This window comes from Halanaerobium saccharolyticum, from assembly GCF_003053565.1.
Taxonomy (GTDB): Bacteria; Bacillota; Halanaerobiia; order Halanaerobiales; family Halanaerobiaceae; genus Halanaerobium; species Halanaerobium saccharolyticum_B.
Window position 1 is genome coordinate 1 of record NZ_QAXS01000033.1, and the last position, 16,905, is coordinate 16,905.

The window sequence follows — 16,905 nt, forward strand, 5'->3', positions numbered from 1 at the left end:
TGGTTTCTGTGATATCTTTGTCCATAGTATATGCTCCTTATTTTTTGGGATTTGGACAAAGACTATCCTAATCCCAATTATAAGGAGTTTTTCTAATTTAAGCAAGTATTTTCGCTAAAAATCGAACTTGACTTTTCTTAAATATTTTTATGCAATGCTAGTGATATGATATAAAAGAAAGTTAGACAAATTTTTAAACTGATAAATAAAAAGCAGGGTAGAGTAAATTTTTGGCGAATATAATTAATATAGCTATATCTGCAAAATTTAATTTTATTAATTGAAAATTTGGCGTATTTGGGGTGTTTAAATTGAATTTTCTCAGTACTTTAGAACTTGGATTTACATATATTTATACTGCTGCATTTATAATTTTTGCTCTTGGTATTTTTTTATTGTATCAGAGAAATAAAAGAATTTATCTGTGGTATTTTACAGTTTTTGCAGGCCTGAGCTTTTTAGCAAATGCTGTTGATATACTCTATTATTATTATAATTTTAAGATTTTATATTTTTTCTATGCTATTTTTATACTTTTTGAAGCTTATTACTTATTAAAAGCTGTCCATACATATTTTTCACTGGAGCTCAATCAATTTTATCTCAAAACCTTAAAATTTTTAGTTTTTATTTTAATTCTGAGTTCTTTAAGTCTGAACCGTTTTGTAATCTTTGCTCCAGCACTGCTCTTTCTTGCTGCAGCTTTTTTTAAAAGTGGAGAAATCTTTTTTAATTAGGCCTTTAATAATTACTTTAAATTTGCAGGAGCCAACAGTTGGGCGCTGGGGACAATAGTCTTTTTTCTGCCCTATCTGCGTTTTAACTCCTATTTTGAAAAGTACGGGATCTTTTTAAAGGGACTATTTGCTCTTTTATTTATGCTGAGCATTTTTGCAATCTATTATGAAGATTTGCAGTACCGCTTAAAAATAAGGGAAGAACAGTATCACAAATTATTTAACCAGTCTCCAGCTGGAATGTTATTACTTGATAAAGATGGGACAATTATTACAGTTAATGATTCGATCTGTCAGTATACAGGTTACAGCAAAGAAGAGCTTGAGGGAGAAAGTATGTTTAAAAACCTGGTGCCGATTGAATATAAAATACGAGCTCAAAAAAGTATTCAGGATATATTAAATGGGGAAGACAAAGAATACATAATGAAAACCTATGATAAAAATAATAAATTAAAATATTTTTTAATGAAAGAAACTAAGTTTATTCAGTCAAATTTTAGAACTGCAATTTTAAGTATGAGAATAGACTATACGGACTATAAAATAAAAGAGGAAAAAATTAAATATTTAAGCTATCATGATAATTTAACAGATTTATATAACAGAACTTTTATGGAAGAAGAGATGAAGAGATCGGTGTTTGTCAAGAAAGTTGTCGCATTTAGTTAAAAATTTCTTTGAATACCACTCTTGCAGAAGCTAATTTAAGAACTCTGTTGCTTGAGATATTTTTCAACTTCAGCAGTATCCATTGGATTTAAAGTTACATATTCTGGTAGGGTCCAATCTCTAACATCACCTGACCATCTTTCTGGATGTTCTGCTTTAGCTTTTAAATATGTTTCATTTCGCTTTTTCATTATCTCTATATCAAGCCCGTAATGTCTCTGGTAGGGAGATAAAAACTTAATTCCGCTATGTAAATGCTGGTGATTATACCAGCGAACAAACTCTGCTACCCATTCTCTGGCTTCATTTAGGTCCTTAAAGCCTTTATTGGGATAAACTGGTCTGTATTTCATTGTCTTAAATAATGATTCAGAATATGGATTATCATTACTTACTCTTGGTCTTGAAAAGGAACTCTGTACTCCCAATTTTTCAAGTGTTGCCAAAAATGTTGCTGCTTTCATTGGACTTCCATTATCAGAGTGTAGTACCAGTGGTTTATCTTTTGCTGCTATGCCCTGAGCTAGTGAAGCTTTTCTAATTAGCCTGCTAGAGTATTCAGCATTTTCAGTTTCCCAGACTTCATAGGCAACTATCATTCTGCTGAACATATCAACGATTAAATAGAGCTTAAAGAAGCTGCCTTTAATCATCGCATTCAGCCAGGTGATATCCCAGGTCCAAACTTGGTTGGGAGCAGTAGCAATATGAGTAGGAGCTTCTCGTTTTACAGGTTCTTTACTTTTAGCTCTATGAGTATTCATTTTTTCTTTATCTAAGACTCTATAGAAAGTGGATTCTGAAGCAATATATTTTCCCTGTTCAGCAAGCTTGGGAACAATTTTAAAAGGTGGTAGATCTGCGAATTCTTTACTATTTGAGACTTCAATTATTTCCTGTCGTTCAGATTCAGTTAGCTTATTTTTGGGTTCTGGTCTTTCAATCAGAGGTCGCTGATCTTCTTTAACAGCACCATCCTTGGTCCATCTTTGATAGGTTCTGATTGATATTTCAAGTTCTTCACAAGCTTTAAACAGCCTGCAGCCATTTGCATGTGCTTCATCAATTAGTTCTACCGCTTTTTTGCGATCTGAAATTCCTATTAATCGTCCTCTGGGTCCCCCCAGATCGCTCGGGCCTTTTTTCTGAGCACCAGTAATGCTGCAGTTTCAGCAAGAGCTTTTTCCTTTTCGCGAAGTTCTTTTTCTAATTCTTTAGCTTTCTTTTTCTCTTTTTTAAGGTTATCTTTTAGTTTTTTAGGATCTTCAAATTTGTTTTCATTGGCATTCTGACACTGTTTAATCCAGCTTTTTAATTCTTCGACATGAATGCCTTTTTCACGGCAGTATTTAGCAGTTTCTATTTCGGAAAGACTTGCAGTTTCTAAAACAGCCTGAAATTTATCACTGGAAGTCCATTTGCTTGCTTTTTTATTGTTAGTTGGATTATTTTCTAAAACTTTCGTTCTCCATTTGTAGAGAGTTGGTTTAGGTATATTAGTTTCTTTAGCCAAAGCAGGTACTTTTTCAGCATTAGGAGGAGCCAGTCTTTTAAATATGGATTCTTTCAATTCTTTTGGATAAACAGTTCTTGACATATTAATTCTCCTTAGGATTTATTGTTGTTACTCTATTATATACAGATTTTGTGTCCCACGACAACTATCCTAACACATAGGGAGATTAAATGATTCACGCCGACTGCCGATTTCTGTTATTATGATTGATGTCAATGGACTTAAACTCTTTAATGACACCTTTGGCCATCAAAAAGGGGATCAGCTCTTAATTAAAACCGCAGAAGTCTTAAAAAAATCAACCAGGGCTTCTGATTTGATTGCCCGCTGGGCGGGAGATGAATTTGCAATCCTGCTGCCCTCTACTTCTAAAAAAGATATGGAAAAAATAATAAATAGAATTCAAAAAAACTGTGAGCAAACTAATAAAGATCAGATTTCGATTTCTCTGGCTCTGGGAGCAGCAATTAAAAATGAGGTAAATGAAGATTTATTTGAGATATTTGAGCTGGCAGATAAGAGAATGTATCAGCAGAAGATGAGTCAGGGGAAGAAAGCAAAAAGAAAATTAATCTCAAATATTTTACTTTCACTGGCAGAGAAAAGTTATGAAGACAATTTTCATATTCAGCGATTAAAAGAAAAAGCAGCTGACTTTGCAGATTATTTAAAACTTAAAAGTTCAGAGAAAATTAAACTGATTGAATTGGCTGAACTGCATGATATTGGTAAGATTTCAATATCAGAAAAGATATTAAATAAAAAAGGTAAATTAAATAAAAAAGAATGGGAAAAGATAAAAAAACATTCCGAAGTTGGTTATAAAATTGCTGCAGCCTCCAAGGAGTTTGCTTCTCTGGCGAAGCTTATTCTGCACCACCATGAAAACTGGGATGGAAGTGGTTATCCTGAGGGATTAAAAAAAGAAGAAATCCCCTATCTAGCAAGGATTATCTCCATTGTTGACGCTTATGATGTTATGTTAAATAAGAATCTATATTCTAAAAAAATGAACAAAAAAGAAGCGATTGAAGAGCTTAATCGAGCAGCAGGGAGCCAATTTGATCCAGCTTTAACTGCCGAATTTATTAATTTTATAGAGTAAATATAAATTAAATGCTCAATTTCCAGCTGAAAATTTTAATAATGGTAATTAATTTTATCAGCATAAATCTTACCCAGATAGGGCAGGAGTATAATCTGGGCACCGATTAAACCGGTTCCCTTTTTATGCTGATCCATTGCCAGTAAGAGCAGAAAGTGCTCAATAAAACCATAACCAACCAAACCAACAAAAACCCCACCTAAATAGACAAAAATATTTAGAAAATACCAGAGGTACTGCGGCATTCGATAGCGGTATTTGTTGAACCACATTTTTAAATTATGTATCCCCCAGAAAGAAGAAGTAAAAAAGTAAGCAAAAATAATAGCTGTGAAAACTACAGCTATTTTCGAAAAAGAAAGTAAAAAAGCAGCAGCAAGTCCTAATCCAAAACCAATTAGACCACTTATTGTTGCTTTTCTGCCAAGTTTAATTATAAATTGATCCTGATTATACATCATTAGTGCACTACACCTCGTAAAATATATTTAATCGAACTGTCTGACTAATTTAAAGTGATAGAACTGAGTTTCTCATGGTTTAACTATAAATTAGCCTTACATAGATACTCTGATTATAATTTCCAAAATTCTCACCAAAGATAGTTAAGCCGCCCTTGTTTTCAGCTTTTTCTGGAACAGCAATTTTAAATTTAAAATTGCTCTTATGGTCAAGCTCCAGTTGATCAATAGTAACTTCGGAAATTTTTGATCCGTCGATAAAGGTTCCGTATTTACTAACTGAAAGTAATTTTAGCAGACCATACTGATTCCAGTTGGGATACCACCAGGAAGGTGTGAAAATTCCTTTGGTTTCTCCAAAATCACCAGGACTTGTCCAGCTGCCCAGTTCCTGATCATTTAAATAAAAGAAGATATCGGATGGCCAGTCACTGCAGACACCAGGAGCCTCTGAGCTTATTTCCATTGAAATTTGAATTTCTGTAAGTTTTTGTCCCGGTTTTAAATAATTTGGCAGTCTGTATTCAATAAAACCTTTAGTAAACCATAAAATTTGACTATTTATTCTTTCCGGATCAGCAAAGAAACTCGGATCATCAACTTCACCAATTATATGATCCTTATTGGCCAGACCACAGGTGGGATAGACATCATAGTCAGAAAAATGACCAACTGCTATTTCAGATTCATAAAATTTTTCTTCTGTTTTCTTTTTTAGGTCAAAGATAAGTTTATCCTCGTGTAAATAACATAATTTTTGATTACCTCTGGCTGCAGACTCAGTTGAAACTTTTATCAGTCCACATTCTTCAAGCTTTTTGACATGAGAGGTAATTGCACCGTTTGTTAATCCCAACTTTTCCGCAAGCTCATTCATATTGAGCTGGTGATATTCAGATAATAATTCCAAAATTCTAATTCTGGATTCTGAACTCAGAGCTTTAAAAGTATTTAAACCATCTCTTAAATTATCAATTAAAATCAAAATTCTCCCCCCAAACATTATTTATTTTAGTCAATTATAAAACAAAATCAATAAAAAATCAAATTTAAGCATTTGTTTTAATAAATAATTTAATAATCTTTTTCCTTTATGCAATACTAAAATATAGAAAAAATAAAAAATATAATTTTAAGCGCTGATTTAACAGGGATAATAAGACAATCGTTAAAATTGTTAGATTATTTAATTATATTAATTTGACATTAATCTAAAATATATGCTATACTTTTAGTGAAAATTAAAGAACTAAAGTTTCTATTCAACTTTTAATTTAAGATTAGAAGTCTATAAGAGTAGTAATAAGTACTATTAAGTTGAATTTATCAATTGTTCTTTAATCAATACTAAAACAAACGCTTATAACCTTATAATTTCACTTAATGAGCAAATTAATTAAATCTGGAGGTGGATAATCAACAAAAAGCAGTATCAAGCTTGATCAGATTTAAGATTCAAAATTTATAATTATAAGGGAGAGGAAAAAATGAAGAAATTTACAAAAGTATTTTTTCTAACAGTTTTAATAATGAGTATTTCACTAACTGCTTTTGCTGGAGCTGGAGAAGAGGCTGCTAAAAATCCTGTATCAGGAATTGTACCATTTTCTGAATCTGGAATCACGGAATTTAACGAAGCACCTATGTTAAAAGAAAAAGTTGAAGCTGGTGAATTACCTCCGGTAGAAGAAAGACTACCTAAAGAACCGGTAGTTGTTCAGCCGGAAGAAGAAATCGGAAATTATGGCGGCAGCATGACCTTTACTCAGTTTGGACCTGAAGGTTTAGGGGTTAATGGTCATGTTTTAGTGGAAACACCTTTACTTAAAAATAGAGATTTTGACAACTTAATTACCATTCCAAACTTTGCTAAGGACTGGGAATACAGTGAAGATGGTAGAACATTTACTCTTTATTTAAGAGAAGGAGTAAAATGGTCTGATGGTGATGACTTAACTACTGAAGATCTGCAGTTCTGGTATGAAGATATTTTACTTAACGAAAGTTTAACAACTGCAGTACCTATTGCCTTCCGTCCTGGTGGAGAAATCATGGAATTAGAAATAGTAGACGAATATACAGCTAAGTTTACTTTTGCAATTCCTAACTATAACTTCCACGAAGCTATGGATGCAACCTGGTATGCAGGTTTAGAATTCTTCCCACCTTCTCATTACATGAAGCAGTTCCATCTTGATTATAATGAAGACGCAGATGAACTTGCTCAAGAAGAGGGTTTTGACAGCTGGATTCAGTATTTCAACAACAGACTGTCCTGGGAATTCTTTGATCCTAAGCCAGTTGGCAGACCTGTATTATCTGCCTGGGTTCCTACACAGGTTACTTCAACCGGTAGAATTTACGAACGCAACCCATATTACTTTAAAGTAGATACTGAAGGTAATCAGCTGCCCTATATTGATGAGCAGAGAACTATTTACACTCCTGATGCACAGGCTAGACTAATGAATGTTTTATCAGGGGAAATTGACTATATCAGTTCTTTCTTATCATTCTCAGATTACCCTACTCTGAAATCTAGTGAAGAAGATGGAAATTATAATGCCTGGATTGGTGACTCACTATGGGCCAGCAGAGTAACTTTCTCTGTTCAGCAGCAGCCTGTAAATGCAAAAGATATGTGGGAAATTCTGGGTGATGTAAGATTCCGTCAGGCTTTATCCTTAGCCTTAGATAGAAGTGAAATAAAAGAATTAGTATTTATGGGACAGGGTGAAGAAAGACAGCTTGCTTACCACCCGGGTACAGTTCCAGAAGAAGCTTATAATGAAGAATGGGCAACAGCTTATGCTGAATATGATCCAGATAGAGCTAGAGAATTACTCGATGAAATGGGAGTTGTCGACCAGGATGGAGATGGCTGGAGAGAAAAACCTAATGGTGATGACCTGTTACTGCAGCTTTTAGGTAACTCTTCTCGAGCAGTGGCTATGAACACAGCACAAATGGCTGAAGGATTCTGGAATGACATCGGAATTAATGTCAATTTTGATTCTGTAGAAGAAGGATTATTCTTTGCAGAGATCTGGGAAGGTAGAACACAGATTTCAACTACCTTTATGACAGGTTCTCTACCTCCATGGGATCAGTATGTACCTGCAGAAGATACATTTAACGGTTATGGTAACTGGTTCTTAGACTATGATCCTTATAATGGAACAAGAAAGCCTGCAGAAGAAATTCCTGAAGGCAGAAGAGAATTGGCTGTTGAGCCACCTGCAGATATCATTGAATGGTATGAAAATGGTCATATGATGGATCATGTTACTCCTGAAAGTCAGATTACTTTATTAAATTATATTGGTAATAAGATTGCAGAAGAAATTCCATCTATTGGAACAGTTGGTATGGCTGGACATGTTGGGGTATCTAAAAACGGTCTTAGAAATGTAAGAAAAGTTGGAGATAACCCCAGTATTGGTGCTACCAGAAATGCATATGTTGAACAGTTCTACTGGGAAAATCCAGAAGAGTAAACTGCATTATCTGAAGACAGCTAATATAAAATAATATAAAAGCTGATTTAGACCAATCTAAATTATTCCAGATACTAAATATATTTTACGATTTAGTATCTGGAATTTATTTTACAAATTTAAAATTATTTTAAGCTGATTTTAAAGGAGGGAAAATATTGTTAAGTTATATTTTAAGAAGAACAATGATTATGATTCCAATGATTATTTTAATTTCTATGGTTTCATTTTTAATTATAACTTTACCACCGGGAAGTTACATAGATTCTTATCTTGCTAATTTACAGAGAATGGGTGGAGAAGTTGAACAAAGCCGGGCTGACGCTCTGGCAGATCGTTATGGTTTAAATGATCCAATTTATGAACAGTACTGGAAGTGGGTTAAAGGCTTTCCAAGTGGAAATTTTGGGATGGTCTTCAGTGAAGAAAGGCCGGTTATGGATGTAATTCAGGAGCGAATAGGTTTTACAATTTTAATTTCAGTTTTAACCTTATTATTTACCTGGATCTTATCAATTCCCATTGGTATTTATTCAGCCGTCAAACAGTATTCTTTTGGAGATTATTTCTTTACTTTTTTTGGTTTTTTAGGAGTTTCAATTCCAAACTTTTTACTGGCGATAATAATCATGTTTACGGGATTAAGATTCTTTGGAGTTAATTTATCCGGTTTAATGCCTGCAGCCTATATGGGTGAACCCTGGACTCTGGCAAAAATAGCAGAGGTTCTAAAGCGGATCTGGGTTCCAGTTGTGGTGGTTGGAACAGCAGGAATGGCCGGTTTAATCCGAATAATGAGAGCTGAAATGCTGGATCAATTACGTCAACCATATATTCAGATGGCTCGTTCTAAGGGTGTAGATGAGATTAAAGTAATTATTAAATATGCAGCCAGAATTGCTGTTAACCCTTTAATTAGTACAGTTGGCTGGTTATTACCGCAGATTATCTCTGGAGGAACAATTGCCGGTATTGTACTTGGACTCCCTACTCTTGGACCAAAATTATATGATGCTTTAAAAATACAGGATATGTATTTAGCCGGAACAATTATTTTTATAAATATTGTTTTAATCTTAATCGGTACTTTATTATCTGATATTTTACTTGCTTTAGTTGATCCCCGAATTCGTTATGATTGATTAACTGAAGTTAGAAAGGAGGAAATTTAGTGAATAACCCTAAAAAACAAGAAAAAATTACAAAAGATACAGAAATTACTATGGGAGATCCCTTTAAAGCAAAATCTCACTGGCAGCTGATGTGGCAGGAGTTTAAAAATCATAAACTTGCCATGGGTGGAATTGTAGTTTTAATAATTTTATATGTAAGTGCACTTTTTGCAGGTTTTTTAACTCCCTATAATCCAAATGAAAGATTTTCTGAATACCAGAACATTGCTCCTCAGACAATTAAATTCATCGATGAAGACGGCCTTTCTGCTCCTTATGTCCACCCAGTTGTTGGTGAAAGAAATATGGAGACACTGGCCATGGAATATACAGTAGATGAGAGTCAGAAAATACCCGTTGATTTTATTTATCGTACAGAAGATACATATAAATTTATGGGTCTATTCGAAACAAATCTCAAGCTTTTTGGTTCAGCTGAAACTCAAATCTTTCTCTTTGGAACTGATGGACTGGGAAGAGATGTTTTCAGCAGAACTATTCACGGTGCTCGCCTGTCACTGACAGTTGGACTAATCGGTATATCTGTCAGCCTTGTTTTAGGTTTACTGCTGGGAGGTATCTCTGGTTACATGGGCGGTATGGTTGATAACTTTATTCAGAGAGTGATTGAGTTTACTTTAGCTATTCCTAAAATCCCACTCTGGATGGGGCTTGGTGCTGCTTTACCACAGGACTGGACTGTTATCCAGGTTTATTTTGCAATTACAGTTATTTTATCTCTAACAGGCTGGGTAGGAATGGCACGTGTACTAAGAGGTCAGATACTTTCCTTAAAAGAAGAAGACTTTGTTAAGGCAGCCAGAGCAGCTGGTGCTAAAGGTGGAAGAATTATTTCTAAGCATTTACTTCCCAACTGTATGAGTTATATTCTGGTTAACCTGACCCTTGCAATTCCTGGCATGATTATTGGTGAGACTGCACTCAGTTTCTTAGGTTTAGGACTTAGACCACCTGCAGTTAGCTGGGGTGTTTTACTTCAGGAAGCACAAAATGTACGAGCTGTAGCTGATTATCCCTGGTATTTTATACCCGGTATTTTTGTTATCATTGCTGTGCTGGCATTTAACTTTGTTGGTGATGGCTTAAGAGATGCTGCAGATCCATATCATTAATACTGCAGAAATATTGCAGATAAAGGCGGGATAAATAATTATGAAAAATAATGATATATTACTGGAAGTTGATAATTTAAGAACTTATTTTGATACAAGAAGAGGACTTGCCAAAGCGGTTGATGGTGTAAGTTTTGATCTATATAAAGGAGAAACTCTAGGTATAGTTGGAGAAAGTGGCTGTGGTAAGAGTATTACTTCACTTTCTATTCTAAATCTTGTTCCCCAGCCTAAGGGTAAAATCCACGGGGGAGAGATCAAACTGCACCGCGAAGATGAAGTTGTTGATATAGCAAAACTCAAAAGAACAGGAAAGAAGATGAAAGATATTCGGCGCAAAGATTCAGCTATGATTTTTCAGGATCCGATGTCATCTTTGAGTCCTGTTTATACAGTCGGCTCTCAAATTATGGAGGGAATTATGCTCAGCCATGATGTGGATAAAGTTGAAGCCAGAGAAATGGCGATAGAAATGCTGAGGAAGGTAGGTATTTCTCCAGCAGAACAGAGAATCAATGATTATCCCTATCAGCTGAGTGGAGGAATGAATCAGCGGGCAATGATTGCTGTTGCTTTAGCTTCCAATCCCAACCTGCTGATTGCTGATGAGCCAACAACTGCGCTTGATGTTACAGTAGAAGCTCAGATTTTAGAATTAATGGCAGAGCTACAGCAGGAATATCAGATGTCAATTATGTTTATTTCTCATGATCTGGATGTAATTGGTGAAATTTCAGATCGAGTTGTAGTTATGTATACAGGTAAGGTAGTAGAAGTAGCAGAGGTAGAAGAATTATTTTACAATCCTTCTCACCCTTATACTCAGGGGCTGCTGCAGTCCATTCCGAAGATTGGGCGCAAAAAAGAATTAAAACCAATCAGCGGCTCAGTACCTCAGATCTATAATCTGCCAGATGCCTGTCATTTTGCACCACGCTGTCCGCACAGAATGGATATCTGTACTAAAAAAGAACCACCAACTTTTGACTTAGGCGGCGGCCACCAGGCAAAATGCTGGCTTTATGAGGAAGGAGGAGAAAATAATGAAGGATGATCAGTTGATTTTAAAGGTTAATGACCTGAAAAAATACTTTCCAGTTAAAAAAGGTATCTTCAGAAAAGTAGTCGGCCAGGTTAAGGCTGTAGATGGTGTCAGCTTTACTTTAAAAGAGGGAGAAACCCTCGGTCTGGTTGGAGAATCTGGCTGTGGAAAATCTACTACTGGAGAAACACTAATGAAACTTGTTGAACCAACAGCTGGAACAATTGAATATAAAAATGAAGCTGGTGACTGGAGAGATTTAACTAAAATTGATGATCAGGAATTTTATTCATATAAAAAGGACATTCAGATGATTTTTCAGGACCCGATGTCCTCTTTAAATCCAAGAATGTCTGTCAGAGATATTATCGTTGAACCACTTGAAATCCACGGAATCGGCACTAAAGAATCACGAACAGAAATGGCTAAGGATCTTTTAGATCAGGTTGGATTAAGTGAGTTTTTCTTAAACCGCTATCCACATGAGTTTAGCGGCGGTCAGCGTCAGCGGATTGGTATTGCCAGAGCTTTAACTTTAAATCCAAGAATTATAGTCTGTGATGAGCCGGTTTCTGCCCTCGATGTTTCAGTTCAGGCTCAGATTTTAAATATTTTAGAGTCACTGCAGGAAGAGATGGGTTTAACCTATATCTTTATTGCTCATAACTTAAGTGTGGTTGAACATATCAGTGATCGAGTAATGGTTATGTATCTGGGGAAAATTGTGGAGATTGCTTCAGCTGATGACCTCTATGATAATCCTCTACATCCATATACAGAAATTTTACTGCAGTCAATTCCGGAGGGTGATCCAAGATCTAAAAAGAAGAGGGGAAAAATTGATGGAATTGTTCCTGATCCTTCTAATCCTCCCAGCGGCTGTAATCTTCACCCCCGCTGTCCTTACGCGGAGGATATCTGTCAAAAGGAAGAACCACCTTTAAAGATAATTGACGAAGATAGAGAACATTTTGCAGCCTGTCATTTTGCAGAAAAACTTGAGCTGGCAGGTTATAGTGATTTAGTTGAAAAGAAAGCATAGTAAAAAAATATTATTAAGAGAAGGGAAGAAGAGTAGATGACTAAAAAGAATGCAAAAGTTTATTTAGACCGCAATTTTAAAGTTAGTGAGGTTGACGAGAGAATTTTTGGCTCATTTATTGAGCATCTGGGCCGGGCTGTTTATACAGGAATTTATCAGCCAGACCACCCAACAGCAGATGAAAATGGATTTAGAGAAGATGTACTGGAATTAATTAAAGAAATTGACCCTCCAATTATCCGCTATCCAGGTGGGAATTTTGTTTCGGGCTACAACTGGGAAGATGGAGTTGGTCCGGTAGAGGACAGACCAAACAGACTGGAGCTTGCCTGGAGAACTGTGGAGACAAATGAAGTCGGCACCAATGAATTTATGCAGTGGGCAGAAAAAGCCGGGACCGATGTAATGATGGCAGTTAACCTAGGGACCCGCGGTATTGATGCTGCCCGTAATTATTTAGAATACTGCAACCACCCAGGCGGCAGCTACTACAGTGATCTGAGGAAAGAGCACGGCAGAGAAGAACCCTATAATATTAAAACCTGGTGTCTCGGTAATGAAATGGACGGGCCCTGGCAGATCGGTCACAAAACAGCAGATGAATACGGCCGCCTGGCATTAGAAACTGCCAAGGTTATGAAGGGACTGGATCCTGAAATTGAACTGGTTGTTTCCGGGAGTTCCTATCGTCAGATGCCTACTTTTGGTGACTGGGAGGCAACAGTTTTAGAACACACTTATGAACATATTGATTATATTTCCTTACATCAGTACTTCCGCAATGATGAAGATGATATTAAAAACTTCCTGGCACAGACAGAAAGTCTGGATGACTTTATTCATTCTGTTACAGCAATCTGTGATTATGTAAAAGCAAAGAAAAATAGTGATAAAACTGTCAACTTATCATTTGACGAGTGGAATGTCTGGTATCATTCTGATGATGCAGATAAGAAAAGAGAACCCTGGCAGGTTGCCCCACCACAGCTGGAGGATATTTATAATTTTGAAGACGCGCTGGTTGTTGGTTTAACACTAATTACCCTGTTGAAACATGCAGACCGTGTTAAAATTGCCAATCAGGCTCAGCTGGTTAATGTTATTGCGCCAATTATGAGCAGCGAAGATGGCGGCAGCTGGAGACAGACAATCTTTTATCCATATTATCACGCTTCAAAGTTTGGTAGAGGTACTGTTTTAGAAAGCAGAGTAACTTCTCCAACTTATGACAGTAAAGATTTTAAAGATGTTGCTCTACTGGATCAGGTAACAGTTTTTGATGAAGATCAAGAAGAGCTGACAATATTTGCTGTCAACAGAGATACTGAATCTGCCTTAGAATTAGAAAGTGAGCTAAATGGCTTTGATGACTATCAAATTGTTGAACATATTGTCTTGGAACATGAAGATCTTAAAGCAGTTAATACAGAAGACAATCCGGACAATGTTAAGCCTCATAAAAATGGCAGTTCAGAAGTTAAGGGTAATACTTTAACAGCTGAATTACCTAAGCTATCCTGGAATGTTATTAGATTATCCAAATAAATAATGAAATATAAAAGGTTATCAGCTTTTTATATAGAAATAAAATAATAATGAAAAATCTTTCTATTTGAAATATTTACTCGAAGCTGATAGCCTGTTTTATTATTTAAATTTCCGGGAGGTAATATTGATGACAAATAAATTATTTGACTTAAATATTGAATTGAAAGGCGATTTAAAGGCACATGATCCGGCACTGGTAAAAGAAAATGATCAGTGGTATTTGGTCCATACAGGTAAGGGAATTGGGTTTAAATCTTCTAATAACTTAAGTGAATGGCACAGTCAGGATTCAATTTTAAATGAAGCACTTTCCTGGTGGGGCGATTATGTAGAAAATTTTGACCGCGAAAATGATGCCTGGGCTCCGGATCTTGAATATTTTAATGGCAAATGGTGGCTTTATTATTCTGTTTCAGAATTTGGAACTAAAAATTCTTTAATCGGACTGCTTTCAGCAGAAAGTATAGAAGCTGCAGACTGGCAGGATGAAGGACTTGTAATAACTTCTACTCAGGGCCAGGATTTTAACAGTATTGACCCCAATCTTTTTATAGATCCAGAGGGAAAACCCTGGCTTGTTTTTGGTTCCTGGTTTGATGGAATAAAGCTGACAGAATTAAATAAAGAAACAATGAAACCGGAAGGTGAAATTTATTCTTTAGCCCACAGGATGGTAGGGAAAAGGCCGGCAGGTATTGAAGCACCTACTTTAACCTATAAAGATGGCTATTATTATCTTTTTGCCTCGATTGACCACTGCTGTCGGGGAAATAAAAGTGACTATAAAATTGCCTGCGGTAGAGCTGAATCAATAACCGGTCCCTATTATGATCAGGATGGGACTTCCTTAATGGATAAAGGGGGCAGTATCTTAGCTGCTGCTGATCGAGAATTCACAGGATATGGTGGTCAGGATCTATTCGAAAATAAATACTTAGTCCATCATGCCTACCACCGCCACAGCGGGGAATATAGATTTTTTATTAAGGAACTCGATTGGGAAGACGGCTGGCCCAAAATAAAAAATTATGATTTAAAAATTAATTCATATTATAAGCTTAAAAATTTAGAAAATCAGAAAACTGCAGCAGTAGAAGCTGCCAAAACTGAAGCCAGAGCCAGAATTATCTGTAATAACAATCAAAAGGCCCATACCAATCACTGGCTGATCTATCCGATAGATGCCGAATATTACAGGATTCAAAACAGAAATAGTCTCCTATATCTAGAAGTAGGAGATGCTGATAAATCTGATGGTGCCGATATTCAGCAGTGGAGTAATACCCGCCATATCTGTCAGGAATGGGAACTGATTAATTTAAGAGATAATATCTATAAAATTATAAATCGAAATAGCGGTAAAGCTTTAACTAAATTGGAAGATGATTATTTAGTTCAAAAAGAGGATCAAGATTTAGACAGTCAGAAGTGGAAACTGGATTCTTTATAAAACTAAGAGCTGATTATATGACGAGGAGTGGCAAGTATGAATAAATTAAATATTAACTTAGACGAAAAGAAAGAAAAGATAAATAAAAATATTTACGGACATTTTGCTGAACACCTGGGTAGATGTATTTATGAGGGTTTTTGGGTTGGAGAAGATTCTGAGATTCCTAACCAAAACGGAATTAGAACAGATGTAGTTGAAGCACTGAAAGCGATTGATATCCCAGTTTTAAGATGGCCTGGTGGCTGTTTTGCTGATGAATATCACTGGAAAGATGGTGTTGGCCCCAGAGAAGAAAGAGCAACAATTGTTAATACTCACTGGGGTAATGTAACTGAAAATAACCATTTTGGAACTCACGAATTTATGAAATTATGTGATCTTCTTGATGCTGAGCCATATATATCCGGTAATGTAGGCAGTGGTACGATTAGAGAAATGCAGGAATGGGTAGACTATATTACCCATGATGGTGAGTCTCCTATGTCAGACTGGAGAAAAGAAAACGGCCGAAAAGAACCCTGGCATTTAAAATATTTTGGTGTTGGTAATGAAAACTGGGGCTGTGGTGGTAACATGAGGCCCGAATATTATGCAGATCAGTACCGAAATTACCAGACCTATGTCCGCAGTCACGGGGATAATGAAATTTTCAAGATTGCCTGTGGAGCTAATGTAGATGATTATAACTGGACCGAAGTTTTAATGAAAAATGCAGCCCGCCAGATGGACGGCCTAAGTCTTCATTATTATACAATTCCCGGTGATTTCTGGGAAGGAAAGGGTTCAGCTACTGATTTTAAAGAAGATGAATGGTTTATCACTTTAAAGAAAGCTCTTAAAATGGATGAACTGATTAAAAAACACGGTGCAATTATGGATCAGTATGACCCGGAAAAAAGAATTGCTATGATTGTTGATGAATGGGGAGCCTGGTATGATGTTGAGCCCGGTACTAATCCCGGCTTTTTATATCAGCAGAATACACTGCGGGATGCACTGATTGCTGGAGTAACTTTAAATATTTTTAACCAGCATGCTGACCGCGTCAAAATGGCCAATATTGCCCAGACTAACAATGTTCTGCAGGCAATGATTTTAACTGATGAGGAAGATATGATCTTAACTCCGAGCTACCACGTGTTTGAAATGTATAAAGTTCATCAGGATGCAGATCTACTGCACTTTGATCTAAAAAGTGAAAATTACAAATTTGAAGATCAGGAAATTCCAGCCCTAAATGCTTCTGCTTCTGTTAATGAAGCAGGCGAAGTTAATATTACTGTCTGTAATTTAGATCCCAATAAAGAGATCGAATTAGATACAAACTTATTTGCAGACAAGCTGAACCTATCTCAGGTTAAGGCCAGAGTTTTAACTGCAGATAAATTAAATGCCCACAACAGTTTTGAAAATCCAGAAAATTTAAAGCCGCAGGAATTAAAAGCAGTAGAACTAGCTGACAATCAACTCAAGGCAAAACTACCGGCTGCTTCTGTAACTTTAATTACTTTAAACTAGGTGGGGCTA

15 protein-coding genes are annotated in these 16,905 nt (G+C 36.0%); 11 read left to right on the plus strand and 4 right to left on the minus strand.

Going from position 1 to position 16,905, the window contains the following annotated elements; genetic code table 11:
* The first annotated feature begins 311 nt into the window (after positions 1-311).
* Entirely contained in the window at positions 312-737 is a 426-nt protein-coding gene (locus C8C76_RS11640) for a hypothetical protein (RefSeq protein ID WP_108141827.1), read from the plus strand.
* Positions 738-878: 141 nt separating this feature from the next.
* Positions 879-1,409, plus strand: a complete 531-nt coding sequence (locus C8C76_RS11645; protein ID WP_108141829.1) for a PAS domain S-box protein — start codon at positions 879-881, stop codon at positions 1,407-1,409.
* 35 nt (positions 1,410-1,444) lie between these two features.
* Here the strand turns inward: C8C76_RS11645 and C8C76_RS11650 are convergent, their stop codons facing one another.
* Both C8C76_RS11650 and C8C76_RS15565 read right to left on the minus strand, forming a co-directional pair.
* Positions 1,445-2,569: an IS3 family transposase gene (locus tag C8C76_RS11650; RefSeq protein WP_441318890.1), complete on the minus strand. Its 1,125-nt coding sequence runs from the start codon at positions 2,567-2,569 to the stop codon at positions 1,445-1,447.
* Complete coding sequence (locus C8C76_RS15565) at positions 2,512-3,006, minus strand: transposase (protein WP_441318884.1); 495 nt, start codon at positions 3,004-3,006, stop codon at positions 2,512-2,514. Before C8C76_RS15565 ends, C8C76_RS11650 begins: the two co-directional genes overlap by 58 nt.
* Positions 3,007-3,115: 109 nt before the next feature.
* Here C8C76_RS15565 and C8C76_RS11655 point away from each other — a divergent pair, with 109 nt between their 5' ends.
* Complete coding sequence (locus C8C76_RS11655) at positions 3,116-4,030, plus strand: diguanylate cyclase (protein ID WP_258222539.1); 915 nt, start codon at positions 3,116-3,118, stop codon at positions 4,028-4,030.
* 35 nt (positions 4,031-4,065) lie between these two features.
* Here the strand turns inward: C8C76_RS11655 and C8C76_RS11660 are convergent, their stop codons facing one another.
* Together C8C76_RS11660 and C8C76_RS11665 are read right to left on the minus strand one after the other, a co-directional pair.
* Complete coding sequence (locus C8C76_RS11660) at positions 4,066-4,491, minus strand: hypothetical protein (protein ID WP_108141835.1); 426 nt, start codon at positions 4,489-4,491, stop codon at positions 4,066-4,068.
* A gap of 79 nt (positions 4,492-4,570) precedes the next feature.
* Positions 4,571-5,476: an ArsR/SmtB family transcription factor gene (locus tag C8C76_RS11665; RefSeq protein ID WP_108141837.1), complete on the minus strand. Its 906-nt coding sequence runs from the start codon at positions 5,474-5,476 to the stop codon at positions 4,571-4,573.
* A 502-nt stretch (positions 5,477-5,978) separates the two neighbouring features.
* Between C8C76_RS11665 and C8C76_RS11670 the strand changes: the two genes are divergently transcribed.
* The 8 genes from C8C76_RS11670 (at position 5,979) to C8C76_RS11705 (ending at position 16,896) form a co-directional block, all read left to right on the plus strand.
* Positions 5,979-7,988, plus strand: a complete 2,010-nt coding sequence (locus C8C76_RS11670; RefSeq protein ID WP_108141839.1) for an ABC transporter substrate-binding protein — start codon at positions 5,979-5,981, stop codon at positions 7,986-7,988.
* A gap of 158 nt (positions 7,989-8,146) precedes the next feature.
* Positions 8,147-9,130: an ABC transporter permease gene (locus C8C76_RS11675; protein WP_108141841.1), complete on the plus strand. Its 984-nt coding sequence runs from the start codon at positions 8,147-8,149 to the stop codon at positions 9,128-9,130.
* Positions 9,131-9,210: 80 nt separating this feature from the next.
* Positions 9,211-10,293, plus strand: a complete 1,083-nt coding sequence (locus C8C76_RS11680; RefSeq protein ID WP_108141879.1) for an ABC transporter permease — start codon at positions 9,211-9,213, stop codon at positions 10,291-10,293.
* Positions 10,294-10,333: 40 nt separating this feature from the next.
* The gene (locus tag C8C76_RS11685) at positions 10,334-11,347 is read left to right on the plus strand and encodes an ABC transporter ATP-binding protein (protein ID WP_108141843.1); all 1,014 of its coding nucleotides are present in this window, start codon (positions 10,334-10,336) and stop codon (positions 11,345-11,347) included.
* Entirely contained in the window at positions 11,337-12,377 is a 1,041-nt protein-coding gene (locus tag C8C76_RS11690; protein WP_108141845.1) for an ABC transporter ATP-binding protein, read from the plus strand. The genes C8C76_RS11685 and C8C76_RS11690 overlap by 11 nt, the downstream gene beginning before the upstream one ends.
* A gap of 36 nt (positions 12,378-12,413) precedes the next feature.
* Entirely contained in the window at positions 12,414-13,922 is a 1,509-nt protein-coding gene (gene arfA / locus C8C76_RS11695) for an arabinosylfuranosidase ArfA (RefSeq protein ID WP_108141847.1), read from the plus strand.
* Between the two features lie 130 nt (positions 13,923-14,052).
* Entirely contained in the window at positions 14,053-15,375 is a 1,323-nt protein-coding gene (locus C8C76_RS11700; RefSeq protein ID WP_108141849.1) for a family 43 glycosylhydrolase, read from the plus strand.
* 36 nt (positions 15,376-15,411) lie between these two features.
* On the plus strand, positions 15,412-16,896 hold the full coding sequence (locus tag C8C76_RS11705) for an alpha-N-arabinofuranosidase (RefSeq protein ID WP_108141851.1): 1,485 nt from the start codon (positions 15,412-15,414) through the stop codon (positions 16,894-16,896).
* Positions 16,897-16,905 lie beyond the last annotated feature (9 nt).